Genomic DNA, 23,606 nt, shown 5'->3' on the forward strand with positions numbered 1-23,606 from the left:
TTACTTTCTATGTTTTTTTCTTAATGTTTTACGGAAATCAAGAGCAAGTCTTAACAGAGGATAGAGAGGATGGGTAGGCATTGTAAATTCACCCAAATATTCTTCAATCGTTGGATTAAATTTTTCCTTAAAATGATAAAGTCCACCATTGAGAGAGTTTTCAACACCACCTAAATTTTGCCACAACATACCTCGCTCAAAGGCATAGCGAGCCGTTTCATACCAAGTTAAAATTGGTGCATTGTAACGTTTAAAATCATCATCCATACCAGCATATAGATTGACAGAGGTAGTACCAAATTCCAAACTCAAAGTAGCCGCTAAAGGAACTCTCGCTTGACCTGCATCCATATATTCCTGCAGGAAAGTCAATTCCTCTAACAAACGTTCTTTTTCCTTCTTCTGCGCTTCTACTTTTGAAGTGCGAGTCGACTCAGTAAAGGTCTCTTCCAAGGCTCTATTTTTCGCTAACTGTTCTTCTAATTCTTGCGAACGTTTAGAGACATCCAAGGTGGCCAAGGTGATATAGGCCTTGTCCTTAAAATTATCTAACAACTTTTTATAATAGGCTTCATTCCTCAAATGAATCTCTTTCCGCTTCTCGGTTTTTTTCATCAAAAAGGAAAAAGACTCCAATAATTCAGTTCCACCAAATTGAATCTCTACCCCCTTATTCCGTGCTGTTCGAATAGCCTGTTTTGTTGACTTAGAAAGTTTATCTTCTTCAAAATTTTCCTTGTATATTTTCGCCTGAATACGAGGTTGAATGGTGTCTCCCATTTCCTCTGTTTTTCCTGACCACCTTACTCCCATTTGTTGCAAACTATCAATAATAGCCAGATTTTCAGGAAATTCTGTCTTTTCCTGATTGATTAAACTTTGAGATAGGCAAATACTTGGGTCAAAAGTCACAAAAATAGCTCTCTTACTGCGAGCATAAGACTTAATGGACTGCAGGACAAACTTTAAAAGTTCTATATCCCTGTAATCCAATATAGGACCTCTTGGAATATAAAACATTTTATAGCCTAAAGGCAGAGATTTTATGAGAATACTAGCCACAGCCAGTAACTTCCCCTCTTCATAGACACCAAATTTCTCATGATTCCAATCAGATTTCACTTTTTCCCAAGCACTACTTTGTAATACATTGCCTAATTCATGGTCTTTGACAAACTGATCATATTCTAATGTGGGAATGCCAATTTGATAACGGTACATTTCCTACTCTCTTTCCTCCAGTATCTTATTACTATTCTACTACTTTCGTTTAAAAAGTCTAGTGAAAACATATTTTATTTTAGTTCTACTCCCCCTATACTGAAGTTCAAACTAACTCAATCTCTCTTCTAATTTGAAATCAATTGGCAGAGTTCCTAGAAACCGTTCCAATTGTTTTTCCCAATAGTACCATTCGTGAGTCCCAGCGCTATGGCTATAGGTCACATCAAATCCCAGCTTTTTGAGGTTTTTCACTGCGAGATTATTGGCTTCATACAAGAAATCCTGCTCACCACACCAAGCCCACAGCTTGGTCTTTTTGTCCGATTTTTTAGCCAGACTTTCAAGAGAATAGGGGCTAGCTGTCCAATCTTTAATCTCCCCAAACACACCTCTCCAGTAAGCTGGTGTCCCCAGATTTTGGCTTTCAGGAGAAAACTCTTGAAAGCTAAGGGCACCCGAAAAACTAGCTGCACGAGAGAAACGATTTGTAGCAAGAGCCAGTTTAAAACAGCCGTAACCTCCCATAGAGAGGCCAGCGATAAAGGTCTTTTCACGCTTGCTAGTCATATTAGGGAAGAATCGTTTCAAAACCTGTGGCAATTCCTCTGCCAGAGCTGTGTAATAATCAAAACCATATTGGGTATCGGTATACCAACCGTTGCTGGTATTGGGCATGACGACTATGAGATTGGTTCCTCGAAGTAAGCGTTCTACGTTGGTCCGTTTGAGCCAACTATTATGATTGCCAGACATCCCGTGCAAGAGGTATAAGACGGGAATATCTTGACACTCTGGTTCTTCCACTCGATTAGCATCAGGGTAGAGGACATTCACCCCCCACTCCATATCCAAGACTTGTGAGTAATACTCAATTTTCATTACTGCCATGATTTGCTCCTTCTATTTTCCGATAAGAAAAAGCCGAAATTCGACTTTCTCTCTGTTTATTTCAACGATTATTTTGCTTCCATGACTACTGGTAAAATAGCTGGACGACGCTTAGTCTGGTCAAAGAGATACTTGGTCAAATTATCACGAACCTTCCCTTTGAGATCTGCCCAGTCAAAGTCATCTCCTTGAAGATAGTCTTCTACCGTTTGGTTAATCAATTCTGAACTTTCACGGAGAATATCACGGCTCTTCTTGAGATAAACAAATCCGCGCGTATGAACACGAGCCTTGGCTACAATTTTCTTCTCACGACGGTTAACTGTGATAGCTACGATGAAAATGCCATCCTCTGACAAGACCTTACGGTCACGAAGAACCACATTTCCAACATCACCGATGGCATTTCCATCAATCAAGACATCGCCTGCCGAAACCGCTCCAGCTGGAACAAAGTCCCCATTCTCATAAGCCATGCTGGTTCCCTTTTTAGGGATAAAAATGCGTTCTGGCAACATCCCAACTGCCATAGCAGCCTTAGCGTGAGCATCCAACTCACGGTATTCCCCTTGAATCGGGAAGAGATACTTAGGTTGCAAGAGATTAATCATCAACTGCAAATCACGCGCATTTCCGTGGCCTGATACACGCAAGCTTTGAGTGATCAGTTTGACAACCCCGCCAGCTTGATAAATCATGTTTTCCACACGCGCCATGACTGCTTCTTTGGCGATAGACGGAGTGGTTACGATATAGACCAAGTCACCGTCCTTGATTTCCACATAACGGTGACGACCAATCGACATCTTGCGAAGACCGTTGATAGGCTCACCCATACGACCTGTCTCAAGGATAATCAACTCATGGTCCTCAAAACGAGACATATCTTTTGGCTTAATCAAAAGACTCTCGTTAGCTAGAGACAATTTCTTAAGGCGAATAGCAGTACGGACGATATTTTCAATATCGAATCCTGTCAAGACTACACGACGGCCTGTTGCATCCGCAGCGTCAAACACCTGCTGGATACGAGAGAGGTTGCTGGCTACCGCCGCAACGATGATACGACCATCCCAGTCCGAAATAGTTTGAGTGATTTCGTCTCCAACTTCACTTTCGCTAGCCACTTGGATATTACTGTCTGCATTGGCTGAATCGCTAAGAAGAGCTAGAACTCCATCACGACCGATTTCTGCCAAACGAGCGAAGTCTGTCGCATAGGATTCACTAGCTGTCTGGTCAAATTTGAAGTCACCTGTGTAAACGATGCTACCTTCAGCCGTCTTCAAGACCACACCCAGACTTTCTGGGATAGAGTGGGTCGTACGGAAGAAGGAAACCACAGTTCCTCCAAAATCAATCTCCGTATCCTCATCTATAACATGAAAATCATTGAATTTCTTAACTGTGTCATTTCCTTTGACAAAGAGTTTTGCCAACTCAATGGTCAATTCAGAGCCAAATACAGGTACCTTGGCTTCAGCCAAGAGATAAGGCAGAGCACCAATGGCATCCGCATGGCCGTGGGTCAAGAAGACCCCAGCGATACGATCGCTATTTTCAAAAAGGTAGTCCATATTGGGAATGACCACATCCACCCCTAGTTGTTCATTTTCAGGGTATTTTAGACCTGCATCCAAAACGAAAATAGATCCATCGATTTCAGCGATATACATATTTTTCCCGTTTTCACGTACACCACCAAGTGTTGTTAAACTGATATTACTCATTTTTCCTCCGAAAGCTTAATTTATTTTGATTATAGGGTTACTTGCCCTTTTATTCTAAAAGCACTACTTTTAGCCGAATCTTTTCCTACCATTATACCATTTTTTTGATGATTTTCAAAATGAAGATTTGTTTTCAAAAAAGAGCTGGTTTCCCAACTCTTTCCTATCTGCTATTCTTTTTCCATTAAAAAGTCATAAATTTCTTGCACAGTACCCAGCGCCATCATTTCTTGGTCTTTAACGGTTTGTTTGAGATTTTGGTAAATCTGACTTTCTCCTATCTCCCGCTTTGGTGCCTCTTTATTGACTGTCATGACCCCATCTTTGATTGTCACAAAACCTAGTTCTTCAAACACTTGAATCATCTTGACCAGCAAGATTTGTTGAATATTGAGATAAGCCGCCAAATCCTTCAGTTTGTAGCGAATATCAAACTCTGGGAACTGGTAAATAGTCTTGTACAATTTAGCAAACTGTTCTCTAGTCCCATAGCCTGTCAGATAGTAGGCCTTGTCAATATCATTTTTGAAATAGACAGCAGAGAAATTCTGTTCCTGAAAAATGGTCTTCAGCTGAGTAATATCCTCAGGAACGGTTTTTACAACAACCGCTTCACTAGTCGCTATATCTGGCAGTTCTCCAGCAAAATCCAAGACTGGAACTCCTTCTGGCAAGACTGCATTTTTCCCACGAATGTTAAAGAGTTGAACACCCTCCACACGAGCATCCACCATCATCAACTGGAGGGCAGTTTGGCCATTCCATTGGTTGACAGACAATTTGACTGCCAGCTCTAGATTCTTGGTTTGAGAAAACTCTGTCGCCCATCTGCCTTGGCCAAAGGCTACCACTTCAAAACTCGCCTCACCTTTGGAAATTTTCAACTTGAGATGAGCATTGCCTGCCCCCATAGTACGGGCACTTTCGATCTGAAATTCCTTTATATAAAAGACAGGTTTCTGATTGTCCATCCCAAAGGGAGCCAAGCGCTCAAAGTTCTTGACTGTTTCAAGACTCAAAGCCTCCAAATCCAGTTCTTCATCTAGATTTAACTTGTTCTTGCCAGCAGCATCTGCACCTTTTTCACGGACATAATCTTCCAAAACCTGAGATAAATCTGAGAGTTTCTCCACTTCCAGCGTCATCCCAGCTGCACCAGCATGACCGCCAAATGCGATGAAGAGGTCTCGATGAGGATCCAGAGCCTCAAAAATATCGACCGCTTCCACACTACGAGCACTGCCCTTAGCACGACCGTCTTCTATATTGAGAACGATGACTGTCTGCCCTAGTTCTTCCAACAAACGACCAGCCACGATTCCTAGAACCCCAGGATTCCAGCTTTCCTTGGCCAAGACTTGGACCTTCTTTTCAGGATCCACCATGGTCTTAGCTTCTTCATAGATTGACTGGACGATTTCCTTGCGCTCTTCGTTTTTCTGATGAATCATGAGGGCAATCTCATGCGCTTCCTCATCATCAAACCCAGTCAGCAAATCAATGGCAGGATTGGGATCGTCCAAACGCCCCAAGGCATTCAAACGAGGGGCAATCTGGAAACCAACCGTTTCTTCTGTTACTTCGTTAGCAGCAATTCCAGCCATGTCCAGCATTTCTTGTAAACCAATGCGCTGAGTATGCCCCAGCATTTCTAGACCATATTGAACCAAGATTCGGTTTTCATCTGTCAAACTAACCATATCTGCAATGGTACCAATAGCGACCAAATCAAGCAATTCCACTTGCACTTCTTCTAAAAGGGCACAAGCCAGCTTGAAAGCAACTCCACAACCAGCCAAATATTTGAAAGGATAGTTCGCATCCGGATGTTCAGGATGGACAATAGCATAGGCATCTGGTAAGGTTTCAGGCATGGAATGGTGGTCAGTCACAATGACATCCACTCCCATCGACTGGGCCAATTCAATAGCCTCATGACCAGCAACCCCATTATCCACCGTCACAATCAAGGAAATCCCTTCTTGCTCGATAAAATATTTGTAAACACTGGCATTAGGTCCATAACCGTCGGTAAAACGATTAGGCAGATAAACCCGGCACTCGGCACCAAGCTGTTCCAAACTTTCCTTAACAATAGAAGCCGAAGTCATTCCATCCGCATCGTAATCTCCATAAATGAGGATATTTTCCCCTTCTTCAATGGCCTGACGAATCCGTTCCACTGCCTTGTCCATATCATGGAGCAGATAAGGGTCGTGCAAGTCCTCCAAGGAAGGTTCTAAAAACTTCTTCAGACTTTCTTGGTCCTGAATCCCTCTTTCAAATAATAACCGAGCCACCTCAGGACCCAGTCCAGCCTTCTTGGCTATCTTTGTAAAATCCGCATCTTCTACCTGCGGGGCAAACTGCCATTCATAAGTAGGTGTTATCAAAAAGACATCCACTCTTTCTAAGAATTCTATTGCTTCATTATAACATGATTTAGGCTTTTTCTCTATCCAGATTGCTTTTTTATAAAATTTTAGTGAATTTTTTCAGATATGATTTGACAAGAAAAATCTTTTGGTGTAGAATCGTGTTATAAAATCTAACACAAAGGAGATTTCTTATGGCTTTAGTAGAATTTGAACACGTCGAAAAATATTACGGAGACTACCACGCACTCCGCGACATCAATCTCCGTTTTGAAAAAGGACAAGTCGTTGTCCTACTCGGACCATCTGGTTCTGGGAAATCCACTCTTATCCGCACCATCAATGGTTTGGAGGCTGTCGACAAGGGAAGTCTTCTAGTCAATGGCCACCAAGTTGCTGGTGCCAGCCAGAAAGATTTGGTACCTCTTCGCAAGGAAGTCGGCATGGTTTTCCAGCATTTTAACCTCTACCCTCACAAAACAGTGTTAGAAAACGTAACACTCGCACCCATAAAAGTTCTAGGAATTGATAAAAAAGAAGCTGAAAAAACAGCTCAAAAATATCTGGAATTTGTAAATATGTGGGACAAGAAAGATTCATATCCAGCCATGCTATCTGGTGGACAAAAGCAACGGATTGCCATTGCACGTGGACTCGCTATGCATCCGGAACTCCTTCTCTTTGATGAACCAACATCTGCCCTAGACCCTGAAACCATCGGCGATGTTCTGGCAGTTATGCAAAAATTGGCCCACGATGGTATGAATATGATTATCGTGACCCATGAAATGGGCTTCGCCCGTGAAGTTGCCGACCGCATCATCTTTATGGCTGATGGAGAAGTTTTAGTGGATACTACAGATGTTGATGACTTTTTCGATAATCCAAGCGAACCTCGTGCCCAACAATTTCTCAGCAAAATCATCAACCACGAAAGTGACAAAGTCAAATAAGGAGGCGCCTATGAAAAAGAAATTCTTTTTATCAGCATTATTGATTAGCCTTTTCGGCCTTGCTGCTACAAAACCAGTCCAGGCTGATACCAGCGTCGCAGATATTCAAAAAAGAGGCGAACTGGTTGTCGGTGTCAAACAAGACGTTCCCAATTTCGGTTATAAGAATCCTAAGACTGGAACCTATTCCGGTATCGAAACGGACTTGGCCAAGATGGTAGCAGATGAGCTCAAGGTCAAGGTTCGCTATGTGCCGGTTACAGCGCAGACCCGTGGCCCCCTTCTAGACAATGAACAGGTCGATATGGATATCGCGACCTTCACCATTACAGACGAACGCAAAAAACTCTACAACTTTACCAGTCCCTACTACACGGACGCATCTGGATTTTTGGTCAATAAATCTGCCAAAATCAAAAAGATTGAGGATCTAAACGGTAAAACCATCGGAGTCGCCCAAGGTTCTATCACCCAACGCTTGATTACCGAACTAGGTAAAAAGAAAGGTCTGAAGTTTAAATTCGTCGAACTTGGTTCTTATCCAGAATTGATTACTTCCCTTCATGCTCACCGTATTGATGCCTTTTCCGTTGACCGCTCTATTCTATCTGGCTACATCAGCAAACGCACAGTACTACTAGATGATAGTTTCAAGCCATCAGACTACGGTATTGTTACCAAGAAATCAAATACAGAGCTTAACGACTATCTCGATAACTTGGTTACCAAATGGAGCAAGGATGGTAGTTTGCAGAAACTTTATGACCGTTACAAGCTCAAACCATCTAGCCATACCGCAGATTAAGGAGGACACCCTATGACAGATTTATCATCTTGGACAGCCTATTTTCAGGATTTTGGACAATTTTTCAATGGTTTCCTCTTCACCCTTGCTCTAGCGATTGGAGCCTTTATCCTAGCCATGGTTTTAGGCATCTTCTTCGGAGCCATGTCAACCAGCAAACGTCCGATTTTGCGTATTTTAGCTCGCATCTTTGTGGAATTTTATCAAAACACTCCCCTCTTGGTGCAGTTTGTCATCGTTTTTTATGGCCTACCTCTTATCAGTGACCATATCATCATGATTCCGATTTATTGGACAGCTGTACTCTGCGTAGGGCTCTATCACGGTGCCTATATTGCTGAGGTGATCCGCTCAGGTATTCAGTCTATTCCTAGCGGTCAGATGGAGGCTGCCTTGTCGCAAGGTTTTACCTATATCAGTGCTATGCGTTTGATTATCTTGCCTCAGGCTTTCCGTATCATTCTCCCACCTTTGACTAACCAAATCGTTAACCTCATCAAGAACACCTCGACAGTCGCTATCATCTCTGGAGTGGACTTGATGTTTGTGACCAAGTCTTGGTCGGCTCTTAACGGAAACTACATTCCAGCCTTTTTAGGCGCTGCCCTGCTCTACTTCTCTCTTTGCTTCCCTGTTGCCCAGTTTGGTCGCAAGATGGAGCAAGCCAACAAAAAAGCCTATTCACTTTAGGAGGTTACTATGGAATCCATTTTAGAAGTTTTGACCCCAGATAACCTAGTCTTTATCTTTAAAGGATTTGGCTTGACCCTCTATATTTCTCTGATTGCCATCGTCCTCTCTACCCTTATCGGAACGGTGCTAGCCGTCATGAGAAATGGGAAAAATCCTATCTTGCGCATTATTTCCAGCATTTATATCGAATTTGTGCGTAACGTTCCCAACCTCCTCTGGATTTTCACTATCTTTTTAGTTTTTAAGATGAAGTCCACTCCAGCAGGTATTACAGCCTTTACCCTCTTTACCTCAGCAGCCTTGGCTGAGATTATTCGAGGCGGTCTCAATGCAGTTGACAAGGGACAGTATGAAGCAGGAATGTCGCAAGGATTTACTTCTGCACAAATCCTCTACCACATCATTCTCCCACAAGCGATCCGTAAAATGCTACCAGCCATCATTTCTCAGTTTGTTACCGTGATTAAGGATACCAGTCTTCTCTACTCTGTTATCGCCCTACAAGAGCTCTTTGGAGCTAGCCAAATTCTCATGGGCCGTTATTTCGAACCAGAGCAGGTCTTCAGTCTTTATATCCTGATTGCCCTCATCTACTTCAGCTTCAACCTAGCAATTTCGAGCCTATCTCATATGCTAGCAAAACGTTGGCAACAAGCCGCAGAATAATAAATTAGCTCTCCAAGTACATGGAGAGTTTTTTCTACGCAATCTCAAAAAAACACTGCCAGATTTCTAGCAGTGTTTTGAGTTTCATTAATCTTAGTAGACTGTTTTTTCAGTTTCTACATCGAAGAAGTGTGCTTTGTTCAAGTCAAATCCAAGTTCAACTGTTGCACCTGTTTGCAAGTAGTCACGAGCATCAACTTTGGCAACAAATTCGTCTTTACCAACTTGGCAGTAAAGGTGAGATTCTGAACCAAGCAATTCTGATACAGAGATAGTAGCTTTGACAACTGATTCTGGGAATGTTTCAAGGAAAGCAGGTTCTGCATTCACATCTTCTGGACGGATACCGAAGATCAATTCTTTTCCTTCGTAGCCTTTTTCACGAAGAACTTTCAATGCTCCTTCTGGAACTTTCAAACGGAAACCGTCAGAAACAATTTCGCTACCAACCAATTTCACGTTGATGAAGTTCATAGCTGGGCTTCCGATGAATCCTGCTACGAATTTGTTAACTGGGTTTTTGTAAACTTCTTGAGGAGTACCGATTTGTTCTACACGTCCGATAGTACCTGTACCAGCAGGGTTCTTAGTTGCTGACATGATAACGATACGGTCTGCAAGTGTCATCGCTTCTGTTTGGTCGTGAGTTACGTAGATAGTTGTAGCTCCGATACGACGGTGGATTTTAGCAATTTCAGCACGCATTGATACACGAAGTTTTGCATCCAAGTTTGACAAAGGTTCGTCCATCAAGAATACTTTTGCATCACGGACGATTGCACGACCCATGGCAACACGTTGACGTTGACCACCTGAAAGGTCAGCTGGTTTACGTTCCAAGAATTCTTTCAATCCAAGGATTTCAGCTGCTTCTTGCACACGTTTGTCGATGTCTTCTTTGCTGTATTTACGCAATTTCAAACCGAAAGCCATGTTGTCATAAACAGTCATGTGTGGGTAAAGAGCGTAGTTTTGGAATACCATGGCGATGTCACGGTCTTTTGGAGCTACGTCGTTAACAACCACGCCATCGATAGATGCAGTTCCTTCTGTAATATCTTCAAGACCTGCGATCATACGAAGAGTTGTTGATTTACCACATCCTGAAGGACCTACGAAAACGATAAATTCTTTGTCTTTGATGTCCAAATTGAAGTCTTCAACTGAATAGTGTTCGCTGTTTGGATATTTTTTGTAAATGTTTTTAAGATTCAATTCTACCATGAGGTGAACTCCTTTTGTCTTTTGATAGTTTTATTATAGATGAAAACGCTTTACATTTCTATGGCAAGGTGACCAAAAAAATAAAAAAGTTCTGTGCAACTTGCACAAAACTTTAGAGAATATCTGGTAAAATCAATTGATAACACAGAGTAAGGTCTGTCAATTCCTTCAACTGAAGCCCTGTCAATTCTTCCCACTTATCAATCTTGTATTGGAGAGAATTGCGGTGCAGATAGAGTTGCTGGGCTGTTTTAGTGAGAACAGCACTATTTTCCCAAAGAGAGAGAATGATTTCCTGAATCTGATCCTGATCCAAAATCATCTGGTGCAGGCATTCCTTGATTGCTCTCAGGTCCACAAGTCTTTCTCCCATACTCCAAAGATAGAGCTGAGAAAAAGTATGAACACCTTGGTGACCCTGACGCCACCAAGTCTTAAACAAATCTCGCTCTGCTTTGATTAAGTCTGATAGGGCTTGATGGCCTGCCTGAGACCAAACCTGACCCAACATGATAGAGAGACGAAGTCCAAAGTCATACTCAACCGCTTCAATCGTATCACTTAAAATAGCTCGTACAGAGGTGTATTTGTCTTGTTGCAGCACGAAAACATAATCCTGAGCTCCGACCTGAATCACCGTCTGACAGTTGGGAAAAAGAGTCCGCATCATATCTAGCCAAGAAGCTAGATTTTCCTGCTGAAAATAGGAAAGATGACAATAAACCAACTGAATCTTTTTAAAAGTTTGTGGTGCCTGTCCCTTCCCCTCAATCAGATAAGAATACCAAGGATTGAGCGAACGAGCCTGCTCCTGCTGGGTCAAAAGAGCAACCAACTGCTTTTCACGCTCACTGAGCCCAGCTTCCTCCAGCAAAATCCACTGCTGAGAAGCTAAAGGGAGAGTGAGATAGCCCTCTTTCTCTACTGGTTGGTCTGAAATCTGAGCTTCAGGAAACCAGTCTTGTAGTTCTTTTGCCATCATGTCCTAGCCCTCCACTTTTTGGATGCACCACGAAATCAAGCTCTCAAGACGATCCAGATTTTCAGTCATATGGAGATAGCCCATGACTGCTTCAAAACCTGTGGACATACGGTAAGTCACCACATCAGCATTTTTGGCCTTGGTGTGGCTATTGGTATTGCGGCCACGTTTGTAGATTTCTTCTTCTTTTTCCGTCAGGACTTGCTCCTCCAACATAAGGGAAATCAGGCGAGCCTGAGCTTTGGCCGACACATACTTGGTCGCTTCTTGATGGAGTTTATTGGGTTTGGTCATACCTTTTAGAATGAGGTGACGACGAATATACATGGAATAAACCGCATCTCCCTCAAAAGCTAACGCAATCCCGTTAATGAGATTGACATCAATCACGTGTCCACCTCACTCCATCTTTGGTATCAAGGAGCTTAATCCCTTGAGCAGCCAATTGGTCACGGATCTGGTCCGCTGTCGCAAAGTCTCGATTGGCACGCGCTTCTTGGCGTTTTTGGATTAAGTCTTCAATCTCTGCATCCAAAACTTCCTCAACAAAGACAATTCCAAAGACCTCTAACATAGCCGCAAGAGCTTCCTTAACACTTGCATCATAGTTACCTGAGTTAATCCATTTGGCCATTTCAAAGACCACTGTGATACCGTTAGCAGCGTTAAAATCTTCATCCATAGTTGCTACAAACTTATCTTTAAATGTTTGTAACTCTTGAGCATCTACAGTTCCTGAAAATAGTTGCTCGTAAGTGTTCTTTAGATACTTGAGATTGGTCTCTGCATCACGCACTGCCTTTTCCGTAAAGTTGATAGGCTTACGGTAATGTTGTGTCGCAAAGAAGAATCGAAGCACTTGCCCATCAAGAGTTTTAAGGGCATCATGTACGGTGATAAAGTTACCCAAGGACTTGGACATCTTGACATTATCGATATTGACAAAGCCATTGTGCATCCAGTAGTTAGCAAAGGTCTTGCCTGTTTTGGCTTCTGACTGGGCAATTTCATTGGTATGGTGAGGAAACTCTAGGTCAGCTCCACCACCGTGAATATCAATGGTGTCGCCCAAAATCTCTGTCGACATGACTGAACACTCGATATGCCAGCCCGGACGACCAGGTCCCCAAGGACTGTCCCAGGAAATCTCGTCTGGTTTTGCAGCTTTCCAGAGGGCAAAGTCTACAGGATTTTCCTTACGAGCCGTTTCTTCATCGGTACGACCTGAAGCACCTAGCTCCAAGTCTTCCAAGGTTTTATTGGCTAACTTAGCATAGTTGTGGGATTTTTCCACACGGAAATAGACATCTCCTTGACTCTCGTAGGCAAAGCCTTTTCCAATCAAGTCTTCCACAAAGCGGATGATGTCAGCCATAAACTCCACCACACGCGGATGGCGAGTCGCAGGTTTAACGCCCAAGGCCGTCACATCCTCACGAAAGGCAGCGATGTACTTGTCCGCAACCTCCTGAGGCGTGATACCTTCTTCCTTGGCACGGTTGATAATCTTATCATCCACATCCGTAAAATTGGAAATATAGGCAACCTCATAACCACGATACTCAAAATAGCGACGAATGGTATCAAAAGCCACCGTTGAACGGGCATTCCCCACGTGGATATAGTTATACACGGTTGGCCCACAAACATACATCTTGACTTTGCCGTCCTCAATCGGGACAAATTCTCGCAAATCACGAGACATAGTGTCATAGATTTTAATCATAAATCATAGTCAGGAAATCCAAAATCCAAGAACAATTAGTTTCATTACTAAGAGTTCAATTGAATTTCAGTCCGAATGTCTCTACACTTCGGAATCCCTTGCTCCTTTCTCATTCAGATAAACCACCTGAGTCTGTTTTACAAAGCCAATTTTTTCATACAAGCGCTTGGCACCTACATTGCTATCTTCCACTGCAATCTGAAATTTCTTATCATTTTGCTCAATCAATTGGTTGACAAGGGATTTTGTTAAGTAGCTTCCATAGCCTTTTCCACGTTCAGGTTCCGATATTGCCAAACCATAGAGGTAATTAGTATTAGTCGATAAATCAACCGTGCAAGTTCCAATAACCTGACCGTCTTTTAATAAAATATACAGGCGACTTTCTGGATCCTTCAGAGCTTCAGCGACATATCTATCCACAACTTCTCTAGATTCATGTTCCTCTGAGAATGCCTGAAATTTTAACTGACTAATTTGCTCCTGAAACGAACTATCTGCTAACAAAACTTCAAGATTGGAAAGCTTTGCTAACGGATAAGGTCTTCTATCCTTACCTAACCAAGTTTCTGTATCCTCGTCCTCGACCAATCCCCAGTTGCTAACAAAATCAGGATGACGTTCTAGAAAAATACGTTCTGTCTGAAAAGTAACTGAACGAATAGGGAAAGAAGCTGTTTCTCTCTCAAAACTAGTAAACAATGCACGCGCAATTCCCTGACGGCGATGATCTGGATGAACCAGTATCGTCACTTCCACATCTTGGTCATCTGCATAGACAGTTAAGAGACCAACAAGTTCGCCTTTTTCATAATAAAGGAAAAAGGCGGGCATGTTTGGGTCAAAATTAAGCATGTTAGAGAGATAGGGATCACGATAGGTACCGTCATAGTTTTGACAACAGTTAATTAGTTTTTTCGCCTCAGATAACTCCTCTTGGCTTAACTTGTTTCTTGCTTGAATCATATAGGTATCCTCTACAACCCCGACGATCTGTGACTGGCGTCTTTAGCATGCTCGAGTTTATTGACGTAGTACTCTCGTTTTTCTTCGACTTCGTGGATGACCGGCTCATCCTTCTTACCATGAAGACGGACAATCTTAGCAGGAATACCGACAACCGTCACATCACTAGGTACGTCTGCCACAACAACTGCTGCTGCACCGACCTTGGCATTTTCACCGATTTCAACGGGTCCAATGACTTGGGCATGAGCAGATATAAGCGCTCCTTTGCGAACGGTAGGATGGCGTTTGCCACAGTCTTTCCCTGTTCCCCCAAGAGTCACCCCATGATAGAGGAGAACTCCCGTCTCAACGATAGCTGTCTCTCCAATCACCAGGCCTGAACCATGGTCGATAAAGACACCTGAATCAATCTGGGCACCTGGATGAATCTCAATCTGAGTCCAAAAGCGCCAAAACTGACTGTGCATACGAGCCAAGAGTTTGAAGCCATGCTTCCAGAGAAAATGTGAAAGACGGTGGGCCGCCAAGGCCTTGACACCCGGATAAGTCAGCAAAACCTCCAAAGTGGTGCGGGCCGCTGGATCATTTTCTTTTACGATATCAATGGTTTCGCGCCACCATCCCATACATTTCTCCTTTTCTTATTCTGAATCTTTTGGTGTTTCTGTAAATTCTTTCTTAGGTTTGTGACCCTTATGATGACGTGGGCGGTGAGGTCTCTCAGACTTTTCGCCTTTTTCATCACGTTCAGGTTTTGGAGGACGAGGAAGAAGGGCTTTCATAGAAGCATCCACACGTCCTTTTTCATCAATCTTGATAACCTTAACATCAACTTCATCCCCGATTGCTACCAAGTCTTCGACATTATTGGTACGCGTCCAAGCCATCTCAGAGATATGAACAAGGGCATCTGTCTTGTCAAAGAGGTTAACAAAAGCACCAAATTTCTCGATACGAACGACTTTAGCACGGTAAACTTCATCCACCTTAGCTTCACGGACCAAACCAGCAATAATTTCTTTAGCACGGTTAATAGCATCTTGGTCGCTAGAGTAGATAGACACATTTCCTTCTTCGTCGATATCAATCTTAACGCCTGTTTCAGCGATAATCTTGTCGATGGTTTCTCCACCCTTACCGATGACAATCTTAATCTTGTCCACATCAATCTTGATGGTATCAATTTTCGGAGCAGTTGGAGCCAATTCTGGACGAACTTCTGGAATGGTTGCTTCAATCACATCAAGAATTTCAAAACGGGCTTTCTTGGCTTGGGCAAGAGCCTCAGTCAAGATTTCTGCAGTAATCCCTTGGATCTTAATATCCATTTGAAGGGCTGTAATCCCATCACGAGTACCTGCAACCTTGAAGTCCATGTCTCCAAAGTGGTCTTCCAAACCTTGGATATCTGTCAATACTGTGTAGTTATTTCCATCTGAGATAAGTCCCATGGCAATACCAGCTACCGGGGCCTTGATTGGCACACCACCAGCCATAAGGGCAAGCGTTCCCGCACAGATAGAAGCCTGAGATGAAGAACCATTTGATTCTAAAACTTCTGCTACCAAACGGATAGCATATGGGAATTCTTCCAAACTTGGCAAGACTTGAGCAAGAGCACGCTCACCAAGAGCACCGTGACCGATTTCACGACGACCTGGCGCACCGTAGCGTCCAGTTTCCCCTACAGAGTATTGAGGGAAGTTATAGTGGTGCATAAAGCGTTTCTTGTACTCTGGATCCAAACCATCAATGATTTGAGTTTCTCCCATCGGAGCCAAGGTCAAGACTGAAAGAGCCTGAGTTTGTCCACGAGTGAAAAGACCAGAGCCGTGCACACGAGGAAGGAAGTCAACAACCGCATCCAAAGGACGGATTTCATCAACCTTACGACCGTCAGGACGCACCTTGTCTTCTGTGATCAAACGGCGCACTTCAGCGTGTTCCATTTGTTCCAAGATTTCAGCCACATCACGCATGATACGGTCAAATTCTTCGTGGTCTGCATATTTTTCTTCGTAAACGGCAGTAACTTGGTCCTTAACTGCTTGAGTTGCAGCTTCACGAGCCAATTTTTCTTCTACTTGGACCGCTTTTTGGAGGTCACTGTTGTAGGCTGCGATGATTTCAGCTTGCAAGTCAACGTCCACATGAAGCAATTCCACTTCTGCTTTTTCTTTACCGACTGCTGCAACGATTTCTTCTTGGAAGGCAATCAATTCTTTAACTGCTTCGTGCCCTTTGAGGAGGGCTTCCAACATGATTTCTTCTGACAATTCTTTGGCACCTGACTCTACCATGTTGATGGCGTGCTTGGTACCAGCTACTGTCAATTCAAGGAGAGATTGCTCTGCTTGTTCTTGCGTAGGGTTGATGATGATCTGACCATCCACATAACCCACTTGCACCCCAGCGATTGGGCCGTCAAATGGAATATCTGAAATGGAAAGTGCCAAAGATGAACCAAACATAGCTGCCATTGGTGCAGAAGCATTTTCATCGTAAGAAAGAACCGTATTGATCACTTGCACTTCATTACGGAAACCTTCCGCAAACATAGGACGGATTGGACGGTCAATCAAACGCGCTGTCAAAGTCGCATCTGTTGAAGGACGTCCTTCACGTTTCATAAAGCCACCAGGAAACTTCCCAGCTGCATACATTTTTTCTTCGTAGTTGACTTGAAGAGGGAAGAAATCCCCAGTTGCCATCTTCTTAGACATAACGGCTGCAGTCAAGACAGTTGACTCACCGTAACGCACGACAACAGAGCCATTTGCCTGCTTAGCAACCTGACCAGTCTCTACAATTAACTCACGACCCGCAAAAGTCGTTTGAAACACTTGTTTTGTCATTTTAATCCCCTTTGGATTGATGAAATTATACGCCTTGCCTACAAAGATCAAGATACCAAGGACGTCAAAAGCAAAGTAAAAATAGGAAACTGATGAAGTCTTCGATGAAGACAAGACAGTTTATCTTTTTTACACAGCTTTTCGGCCGGGTTCGATTACTCAAGATAGCATTCGATTGACGCAGTGTGCGATGCGCACCAGGAAATCTATCTTTTTCACTAGGGATTTAGCCCGTGTTCAATTACTCAAGATACAAATCATTAGAAAGGTTTGATACTAAAGTATCTAATCCTTTCACGCTAATCGCTATCGGGCGATTAGCTAAATGCTTTACTAACTCTCTCGTCAAATAATATCGATTTGACTCGCTCGTGTCGCTCTTTCCTACCGTTAGTCATTAGAAAGGTTTGATACTAAAGTATCTAATCCTTTCACGCTAATCGCTATCAGGCGATTAGCTAAATGCTTTACTAACTCTCTCGTCAAATAATATCGATTTGACTCGCTCGTGTCGCTCTTTCCTACCGTTAGTCATTAGAAAGATTTAATACTAAAGTATCTAAACCTTTCACGCTAATCGCTATCAGGCAATTAGCTAAATGCTTTACTAACTCTCTCGTCAAATAACATCGATTTGACTCGTTCGTGTCGCTAATCCTTACAGTTCAAATACATTGTTTTTTTTAATACCCTCATCTTTGTATCAAGTACGTACAGAGTCTATTTTATCATATTTTTCTTAAAAAGTACGGTCTTTACCATTAAAAAGGAACCATCCCCCTCACTGAACTGCACCCCAAAAGTTAGACAGAAAAAATCTAACTTTTTGGGTGTTTTTATTATGAAATTAACATATGATGATAAAGTTCAGATCTATGAACTTAGAAAACAAGGATATAGCTTAGAGAAGCTTTCAAATAAATTTGGGATAAACAATTCTAATCTTATGTACATGATTAAATTGATTGATCGTTACGGAATAAAGTTTGTCAAAAAAAGGAAGAATCGTTATTATTCTCCAGAACTAAAACAAGAAATGATAGATAAAGTTCTGCTGGAAGGTTGTTCTTATAGAAGTGTCAGCCTTGATTATGCTCTTCCAAGTAGTGGATTACTTTCGAATTGGGTGGCACAATATAAGAAAAACAGGTATACTATTGTAGAGAAAACAAGAGGGAGACCACCTAAAATGGGACGTAAGTCAAAGAAAAGATTTGAAGATATGACAGAATTAGAACGTCTTCAAGCAGAAAATGAGTACCTGAGAGCGGAGAATGCCATCCTAAAAAAGTTAAGAGAACTCCGATTGAAGGAGGAAAAGAGAAAGAAGAAAGACAGAAATTGTTCAAGAATTAATCACTGAGTTTTCGTTAGATATTCTTCTGAAAGCCATTAAACTAGCTCGTTCGACCTACTACTATCACTTGAAACAGCTAGATAAACCAGATAAGGACCAAGAGCTTAAAGCTGAAATTCAATCCATTTTTATCGAACATAAGGGAAATTATGGTTATCGTCGGATTCATTTAGAACTAAGAAATCGTGGTTATCTGGTAAATCATAAAAGAGTTCAACGCTTGATGAAAGTACTCAATTTACAAGTTAAAATGCGACAGAAACGAAAATATTCTTCTCATAAAGGAGATGTTGGCAAGAAGGCAGATAATCTCATTCAACGTCAATTTGAAGGCTCTAAAACAATGGAAAAGTGCTACACAGATGTGACAGAATTTGCCATTCCAGCAAGTACTCAAAAGCTTTACTTATCACCAGTTTTAGATGGTTTCAACAGCGAAATTATCGCCTATAATCTTTCAACTTCACCCAACTTAGAACAAGTAAAAACAATGTTGGAACAGGCATTCACAGAGAAACGCTACGAGAATACGATTCTCCATAGTGACCAAGGTTGGCAATATCAACACGATTCTTATCATCAGTTTCTTGAGGGTAAGGGAATTCAAGCATCCATGTCACGTAAGGGTAACAGCTCAGACAATGGTATGATGGAGTCCTTCTTTGGGATTCTGAAATAGGAGATGTTTTATGGTTATGAGAAGTCATTTCAGTCGCTTAAGCAATTGGAACAAGCCATTGTAGACTATATTGATTACTACAACAATAAACGAATTAAGGTAAAACTAAAAGGACTTAGCCCTGTGCAGTACAGAACTAAATCCTTCGGATAAATTAATTGTCTAACTTTTTGGGGTCAGTACACACCTGAGAAGAATGGTTTGCTTTTTATTATCCTAGGGACTGATGATTAAACAAGGCATGGGTTGCTTGGTGGATGTATTTTGCTGTTTCAGCATTGTTCATGGTGTAGAGATGCACACCGGCAACATCCTGAGTTACCAAGTCCACGATTTGGTCCACTGCATAGGCAAGTCCTGCTGCTCTGAGCGACTCAGGGTCATGCTCATACTTGTCTAAGATGGCTTTAAATTTGCGTGGAAGATGGATATTCTCACAAGTCTTCAAGAGGCGGAGAGCCTGATTTCGATTCAGAATTGGCATAATCCCTGCATGAATGGGTACATCAATCCCAGCCAAGATGCACTTGTCTTGGAAATCATAGAAGCGCTCATTGTCAAAGAAAAGCTGAGTTACGAGGCTCGAACAACCTGCATCTACTTTCTTCTTAAGATTTTGAATATCTGAAATCTGATTTGGTGAATCTGGATGCCCTTCTGGATAACAAGCACCGACAATATCAAAGTGAGGGGCTTGTTCCTTGATGAACTCAATCAAGTCAGTTGCGTAGCGGAAATCCTTTTGTGGTTCCACATCTGGAATAATATCCCCACGAAGAGCCAAGATTTTCTGCACCCCAACCTTGTCCAAGTCTGCAATGGTTTCAGCAACCTTGTCCTTGGTCAAATAGATGGCTGGTAAGTGAGCAATAGTCGGAATCGCTAAGTCATTTTGGATAAAGTCAGCCAAGCGGACCGTCGTTTCCTTGATATTAAATTTATTATTGCTGGCAGTCACACTGATAAAGTGGGGAGCCAACTCCTGCATATTTTGAAGAGCAGAAATAATGTTATCATTACCCACGGCTGGGTTGGGAGGGAACACTTCAAATGAGAGTGACGGTGTTTGGCGTGACATAGTCATTATCCTTTTCTAGTTGATTTTTTCGTTAGCTGGACTCCTAGAATCCGAGTGAAACAGGCAGATTGACCAAACAGCGCTTCTTGAGAAATCCTATCTTATAATTTCTCACGCGCAGCTTTAGCTGCTTCAACAAGGCGGATCAAGCTTTCTTTTGTTTCTGGAATACCACGTGTTTTCAAACCACAGTCTGGGTTGATCCAAACTTTCTTGCTTGGCACTTTAGCAAGGATGGCTTCGATTGTATTGTCGATTTCGCCTTCATTTGGCACACGAGGTGAGTGGATATCGTAAACCCCAGGTCCCACTTCTGTTTGGAAGTTTTTCGCTTTGAGTTCGTCCAAGATTTCAAGGTTTGAACGGCTAGCTTCAAAGGAAATAACATCTGCATCCATGTTGTCGATAGCTGGGATGATATCTGTAAATTCTGAATAACACATGTGAGTGTGGATTTGTGTGTCTGGCGCTACTGTTGAGTGTACCAAGCGGAAGGCAGGAATTGCCCAGTCAAGGTAGTCTTCGTACCAGTCGCTACGACGGAGTGGCAATTTTTCACGAAGAGCAGCCTCATCGATTTGGATGATTTTCACACCAGCAGCTTCAAGGTCAAGCACTTCATCCTTGATTGCAAGGGCGATTTGAAGAGTTGAATCCTTGATAGAGATGTCTTCACGTGGGAATGACCAGTTGAGAATGGTAACAGGTCCAGTCAACATACCTTTAACAGGTTTGTTTGTACGGCTTTGTGCATAGCTAGACCATTTAACAGTGATAGGGTTAAGACGAGTTACATCACCCCAGATGATTGGTGGTTTAACTCCACGCATACCGTATGATTGTACCCAACCATTTTTAGAGAAGAGGTAACCTGACAAGTTTTGGCCGAAGTACTCAACCATGTCATTACGCTCGAACTCACCGTGAACAAGGACATCAAAGTCGATATCTTCTTGCCATTTGATCCATTCGTCGATCGTTTCAGCAAGGAAAGCGTCGTACTCTTCTTGAGACAATTCACCTTTACGGTAAGCCAAACGTTTCGCACGAACTTCTTTTGTTTGAGGGAATGAACCAATCGTTGTTGTTGGAAGAGCTGGAAGTTTGAAAGCTTCTTCTTGAATAGCTTCACGTTCTGCAAAGGCTGGCAAACGAGTGTAGTCTGCGTCTGTCAAGCCAGCGATACGCGCACGAAGTTCCGCATTTTCACCAACACGCTCAGTCGCAAAGAGTTCTTTGTTAGCCGCAAGTGCTTCTTCACCTTGACCATTGCGGATAGCATCCAAGTCACGGATTTCGTCTAATTTTTCAACTGCAAAGGCAAAGTGGTTCAAGATTGCTGGTTCAAATTCTTCATTAGCAGTTGTAAATGGCACATGAAGAAGTGAGCATGAGCTAGTCAATACGATGTTTTCAGCTGGGATTTGCTCAAGAACAGCCAAGCTCTTTTCGTAGTTGTTACGCCAGATGTTTTTACCATTGACAATACCTGCATAAAGAGTCTTATCAGCTGGGAAACCACCTTTAACCAATTCAAGAGTTTTCTTACCTTCAACGAAATCAAGACCGATAGCATCTACTGGCAAGTTTACAAGGTCAGCGTAAACGTCACGAACGTCTCCGAAGTAAGTTTGAAGCAAGACTTCAAGACCTTTTTTGTTAGCCAAAAGTTTGTTGTAAAGATTCAAGAAGAGAGCTTTTTCTTCAGCTGTCAAATCTTTTACAAGAGCCGCTTCATCCAATTGGATGCGAGTCGCACCAAGTTCTGCCAATTTAGCAAAAACTTCTTGGTAAGCAGCCACTAAGCTGTCTACGAAGTCTTCTGCTTTCACACCTTCTTCAAAGTCTGACAATTGAAGGAAAGTGAATGGACCTACAAGAACTGGACGAGTGTTCAATCCAAGTTCTTTTGCTTCTTGGAACTCATCAAAGATTTTGTGACCTGCAAGTTTGACTTGAGTGTCTTTTTCAAATTTAGGAACGATGTAGTGGTAGTTGGTGTTGAACCATTTCTTCATTGGAAGGGCGCGAACGTCTCCTTTTTCTCCTTGGTAACCACGACCCAAAGCGAAGTAACGCTCAAGGTCAGACAAGTCCAAGTTTTGAACTGAAGCAGGTACCACGTTGAAAAGGAAAGCTGCATCTAGGAAGTTGTCATAGTGAGAAAAGTCATTTGATGGAATTTCAGTGATGCCTTTTTCTTTGACAATGTTCCAGTGTTTAGCACGCAAATCTTTTGCTGCTGCCAAGAGTTCTTCTTCTGAGATTTCTTTTCTAAAGTATTTTTCAGTTGTAAATTTTAATTCGCGGAATTCGCCCAAACGAGGGAAACCGATGATTGTAGTTGACATGATGTGTCCTCCAAAATTTGTTGTTGAAACTATCTTAACAGAAAAGAATGCGTCTGTATAATTGTAAAAAATTAGGCTTTGATATAGTTTGAAACTATACCTATATTTTGAACAAAAGAAAAAGACTTGAGACAAATGCCTCAAATCCTTTGTATATCTTGTTTTATAGCTCTATTGCAGTTAGGCTCTTCAAACGTATTATTAGTAATTCTTATAAGTGACTATGACTTGTTATTAGAAAAGACTATAAGTCAATCCCCTTCTCTCGGAGATTGTCCAGGCACTCCTCAAAGTAGGCAGCATCGTGCTCCTTGTAAATAGGTCTCGTCAAAGTCTCCTCAGGTAAATCCTCATAAGAAGGACAAATCTTACCACGATAGTTTTTATCCATCCACTCTGGACTGACCTTATAGCCTCGGTCAGCCATTTCCTTCATAATCAAGCGATGATAGGCATAGAGACGATAGGGCGAGTGGGTAAAGACATAGTCCACCGTCGCATGCTTTCTGCCCCAGCCATTGCCACGCAGGGCACAACACTCTCGATGTTGCCCCAAGAGTTGAGGACGGGGGAGTTGTGAAATTAAGTCCTCATGCCAAAGTCTCATGGGAGTTTCCTTTCAGTAAAGTTGAATGTTGCAAGTAGGTATTTGAGTAACGTTCAAGCAAATCTCGAGTCTTAGCGATTAAGTCTTCTTTAGAAGCCTGACCAAAGCGGTAGCGATCCAACAAGAGCATATAATCTTTGCGCTCATCATCTGTCGCTTGCTTTTTAAAATAACCCCAAATATGCTGAAAGGCATTGCAGACTTGACCTCTATGCTCAGGGATTTGACAGGCACGGTCAATCATCTCCTGAACCTGAATCACCTCCACCTCTTCATTCTTGAGATACTGACGAATCTCATTGTAAATATTGCTGGAATGGCTCAAAACGAGGTATTTGTTTCTAGCCCATAGTTGTTGGCACTGGGATTTTTGATTACTTTGTTCCATGTTTCTCCTTACTTTCTATCAGTTTCCAGGAAATATGGAAACAGATTTGCATCTTA

At 42.3% G+C, this 23,606-nt stretch carries 19 protein-coding genes and 1 pseudogene; 5 read left to right on the top strand and 15 right to left on the bottom strand.

Annotated elements, in window-relative coordinates; all coding sequences use genetic code 11:
- The 4 genes from HT732_RS04220 to recJ all read right to left on the bottom strand — a co-directional run bounded on the left by HT732_RS04220 (position 1) and on the right by recJ (position 6,235).
- Positions 1 to 1,221 carry an aminoacyltransferase gene (locus HT732_RS04220; RefSeq protein WP_173254071.1) on the bottom strand — a complete coding sequence of 407 codons (1,221 nt, stop codon included), beginning with the start codon at positions 1,219 to 1,221 and terminating at the stop codon, positions 1 to 3.
- A gap of 111 nt (positions 1,222 to 1,332) precedes the next feature.
- On the bottom strand, positions 1,333 to 2,112 hold the full coding sequence (locus HT732_RS04225) for an alpha/beta hydrolase family protein (protein WP_173254073.1): 780 nt from the start codon (positions 2,110 to 2,112) through the stop codon (positions 1,333 to 1,335).
- 68 nt (positions 2,113 to 2,180) lie between these two features.
- Positions 2,181 to 3,842, bottom strand: a complete 1,662-nt coding sequence (locus tag HT732_RS04230; protein ID WP_000065614.1) for a ribonuclease J — start codon at positions 3,840 to 3,842, stop codon at positions 2,181 to 2,183.
- A 170-nt stretch (positions 3,843 to 4,012) separates the two neighbouring features.
- Positions 4,013 to 6,235 (bottom strand): single-stranded-DNA-specific exonuclease RecJ, encoded by a 2,223-nt coding sequence (recJ, locus tag HT732_RS04235; RefSeq protein ID WP_173254075.1) that lies wholly within the window; start codon positions 6,233 to 6,235, stop codon positions 4,013 to 4,015.
- Positions 6,236 to 6,411: 176 nt separating this feature from the next.
- Between recJ and HT732_RS04240 the strand changes: the two genes are divergently transcribed.
- From HT732_RS04240 to HT732_RS04255, 4 genes are read left to right on the top strand one after another with little or no spacing between them, the layout of a single operon-like run.
- The gene (locus HT732_RS04240) at positions 6,412 to 7,170 is read left to right on the top strand and encodes an amino acid ABC transporter ATP-binding protein (protein ID WP_001229568.1); all 759 of its coding nucleotides are present in this window, start codon (positions 6,412 to 6,414) and stop codon (positions 7,168 to 7,170) included.
- Between the two features lie 10 nt (positions 7,171 to 7,180).
- On the top strand, positions 7,181 to 7,975 hold the full coding sequence (locus HT732_RS04245) for a transporter substrate-binding domain-containing protein (RefSeq protein ID WP_173254077.1): 795 nt from the start codon (positions 7,181 to 7,183) through the stop codon (positions 7,973 to 7,975).
- A 12-nt stretch (positions 7,976 to 7,987) separates the two neighbouring features.
- Positions 7,988 to 8,665 carry an amino acid ABC transporter permease gene (locus tag HT732_RS04250; RefSeq protein WP_173254079.1) on the top strand — a complete coding sequence of 226 codons (678 nt, stop codon included), beginning with the start codon at positions 7,988 to 7,990 and terminating at the stop codon, positions 8,663 to 8,665.
- A gap of 9 nt (positions 8,666 to 8,674) precedes the next feature.
- Entirely contained in the window at positions 8,675 to 9,334 is a 660-nt protein-coding gene (locus HT732_RS04255) for an amino acid ABC transporter permease (RefSeq protein WP_000443883.1), read from the top strand.
- A 93-nt stretch (positions 9,335 to 9,427) separates the two neighbouring features.
- On the opposite strand, the gene ugpC is transcribed toward HT732_RS04255, so the two are convergent.
- The 7 genes from ugpC to pnp form a co-directional block, all read right to left on the bottom strand.
- Positions 9,428 to 10,558: a sn-glycerol-3-phosphate ABC transporter ATP-binding protein UgpC gene (ugpC, locus tag HT732_RS04260; protein WP_000229952.1), complete on the bottom strand. Its 1,131-nt coding sequence runs from the start codon at positions 10,556 to 10,558 to the stop codon at positions 9,428 to 9,430.
- A 112-nt stretch (positions 10,559 to 10,670) separates the two neighbouring features.
- Entirely contained in the window at positions 10,671 to 11,540 is an 870-nt protein-coding gene (locus HT732_RS04265; RefSeq protein ID WP_173254080.1) for a PucR family transcriptional regulator, read from the bottom strand.
- Between the two features lie 3 nt (positions 11,541 to 11,543).
- The gene (locus HT732_RS04270; protein WP_173254081.1) at positions 11,544 to 11,930 is read right to left on the bottom strand and encodes a Mini-ribonuclease 3; all 387 of its coding nucleotides are present in this window, start codon (positions 11,928 to 11,930) and stop codon (positions 11,544 to 11,546) included.
- A complete protein-coding gene (gene cysS, locus HT732_RS04275) occupies positions 11,923 to 13,266 on the bottom strand; it encodes a cysteine--tRNA ligase (protein ID WP_173254082.1) in 1,344 nt (447 codons plus the stop codon). The genes HT732_RS04270 and cysS overlap by 8 nt, the downstream gene beginning before the upstream one ends.
- A gap of 81 nt (positions 13,267 to 13,347) precedes the next feature.
- On the bottom strand, positions 13,348 to 14,232 hold the full coding sequence (locus HT732_RS04280) for a GNAT family N-acetyltransferase (protein ID WP_173254083.1): 885 nt from the start codon (positions 14,230 to 14,232) through the stop codon (positions 13,348 to 13,350).
- A gap of 11 nt (positions 14,233 to 14,243) precedes the next feature.
- A complete protein-coding gene (gene cysE / locus HT732_RS04285) occupies positions 14,244 to 14,861 on the bottom strand; it encodes a serine O-acetyltransferase (protein WP_173254084.1) in 618 nt (205 codons plus the stop codon).
- A 15-nt stretch (positions 14,862 to 14,876) separates the two neighbouring features.
- The gene (pnp, locus tag HT732_RS04290) at positions 14,877 to 17,090 is read right to left on the bottom strand and encodes a polyribonucleotide nucleotidyltransferase (protein WP_173254085.1); all 2,214 of its coding nucleotides are present in this window, start codon (positions 17,088 to 17,090) and stop codon (positions 14,877 to 14,879) included.
- An 841-nt stretch (positions 17,091 to 17,931) separates the two neighbouring features.
- On the opposite strand from pnp, the pseudogene HT732_RS04295 reads away from it, so the two are divergent.
- Positions 17,932 to 19,279, top strand: a pseudogene (locus tag HT732_RS04295) (IS3 family transposase).
- A 58-nt stretch (positions 19,280 to 19,337) separates the two neighbouring features.
- Here HT732_RS04295 and metF read toward each other — a convergent pair.
- The 4 genes from metF to HT732_RS04315 all read right to left on the bottom strand — a co-directional run bounded on the left by metF (position 19,338) and on the right by HT732_RS04315 (position 23,550).
- Positions 19,338 to 20,204, bottom strand: coding sequence for a methylenetetrahydrofolate reductase [NAD(P)H] (gene metF, locus HT732_RS04300; protein ID WP_049513159.1), 867 nt, complete (start codon positions 20,202 to 20,204; stop codon positions 19,338 to 19,340).
- A gap of 101 nt (positions 20,205 to 20,305) precedes the next feature.
- A complete protein-coding gene (gene metE, locus HT732_RS04305; RefSeq protein WP_033682195.1) occupies positions 20,306 to 22,555 on the bottom strand; it encodes a 5-methyltetrahydropteroyltriglutamate--homocysteine S-methyltransferase in 2,250 nt (749 codons plus the stop codon).
- A 244-nt stretch (positions 22,556 to 22,799) separates the two neighbouring features.
- Positions 22,800 to 23,162 carry a TIGR02328 family protein gene (locus HT732_RS04310; protein WP_173254086.1) on the bottom strand — a complete coding sequence of 121 codons (363 nt, stop codon included), beginning with the start codon at positions 23,160 to 23,162 and terminating at the stop codon, positions 22,800 to 22,802.
- Positions 23,146 to 23,550, bottom strand: coding sequence for a YbgA family protein (locus tag HT732_RS04315; RefSeq protein ID WP_173254087.1), 405 nt, complete (start codon positions 23,548 to 23,550; stop codon positions 23,146 to 23,148). The genes HT732_RS04310 and HT732_RS04315 overlap by 17 nt, the downstream gene beginning before the upstream one ends.
- Positions 23,551 to 23,606: the final 56 nt, after the last annotated feature.

The organism is Streptococcus sp. 5346, from assembly GCF_013277455.1.
In the GTDB taxonomy this organism is placed as follows: domain Bacteria; phylum Bacillota; class Bacilli; order Lactobacillales; family Streptococcaceae; genus Streptococcus.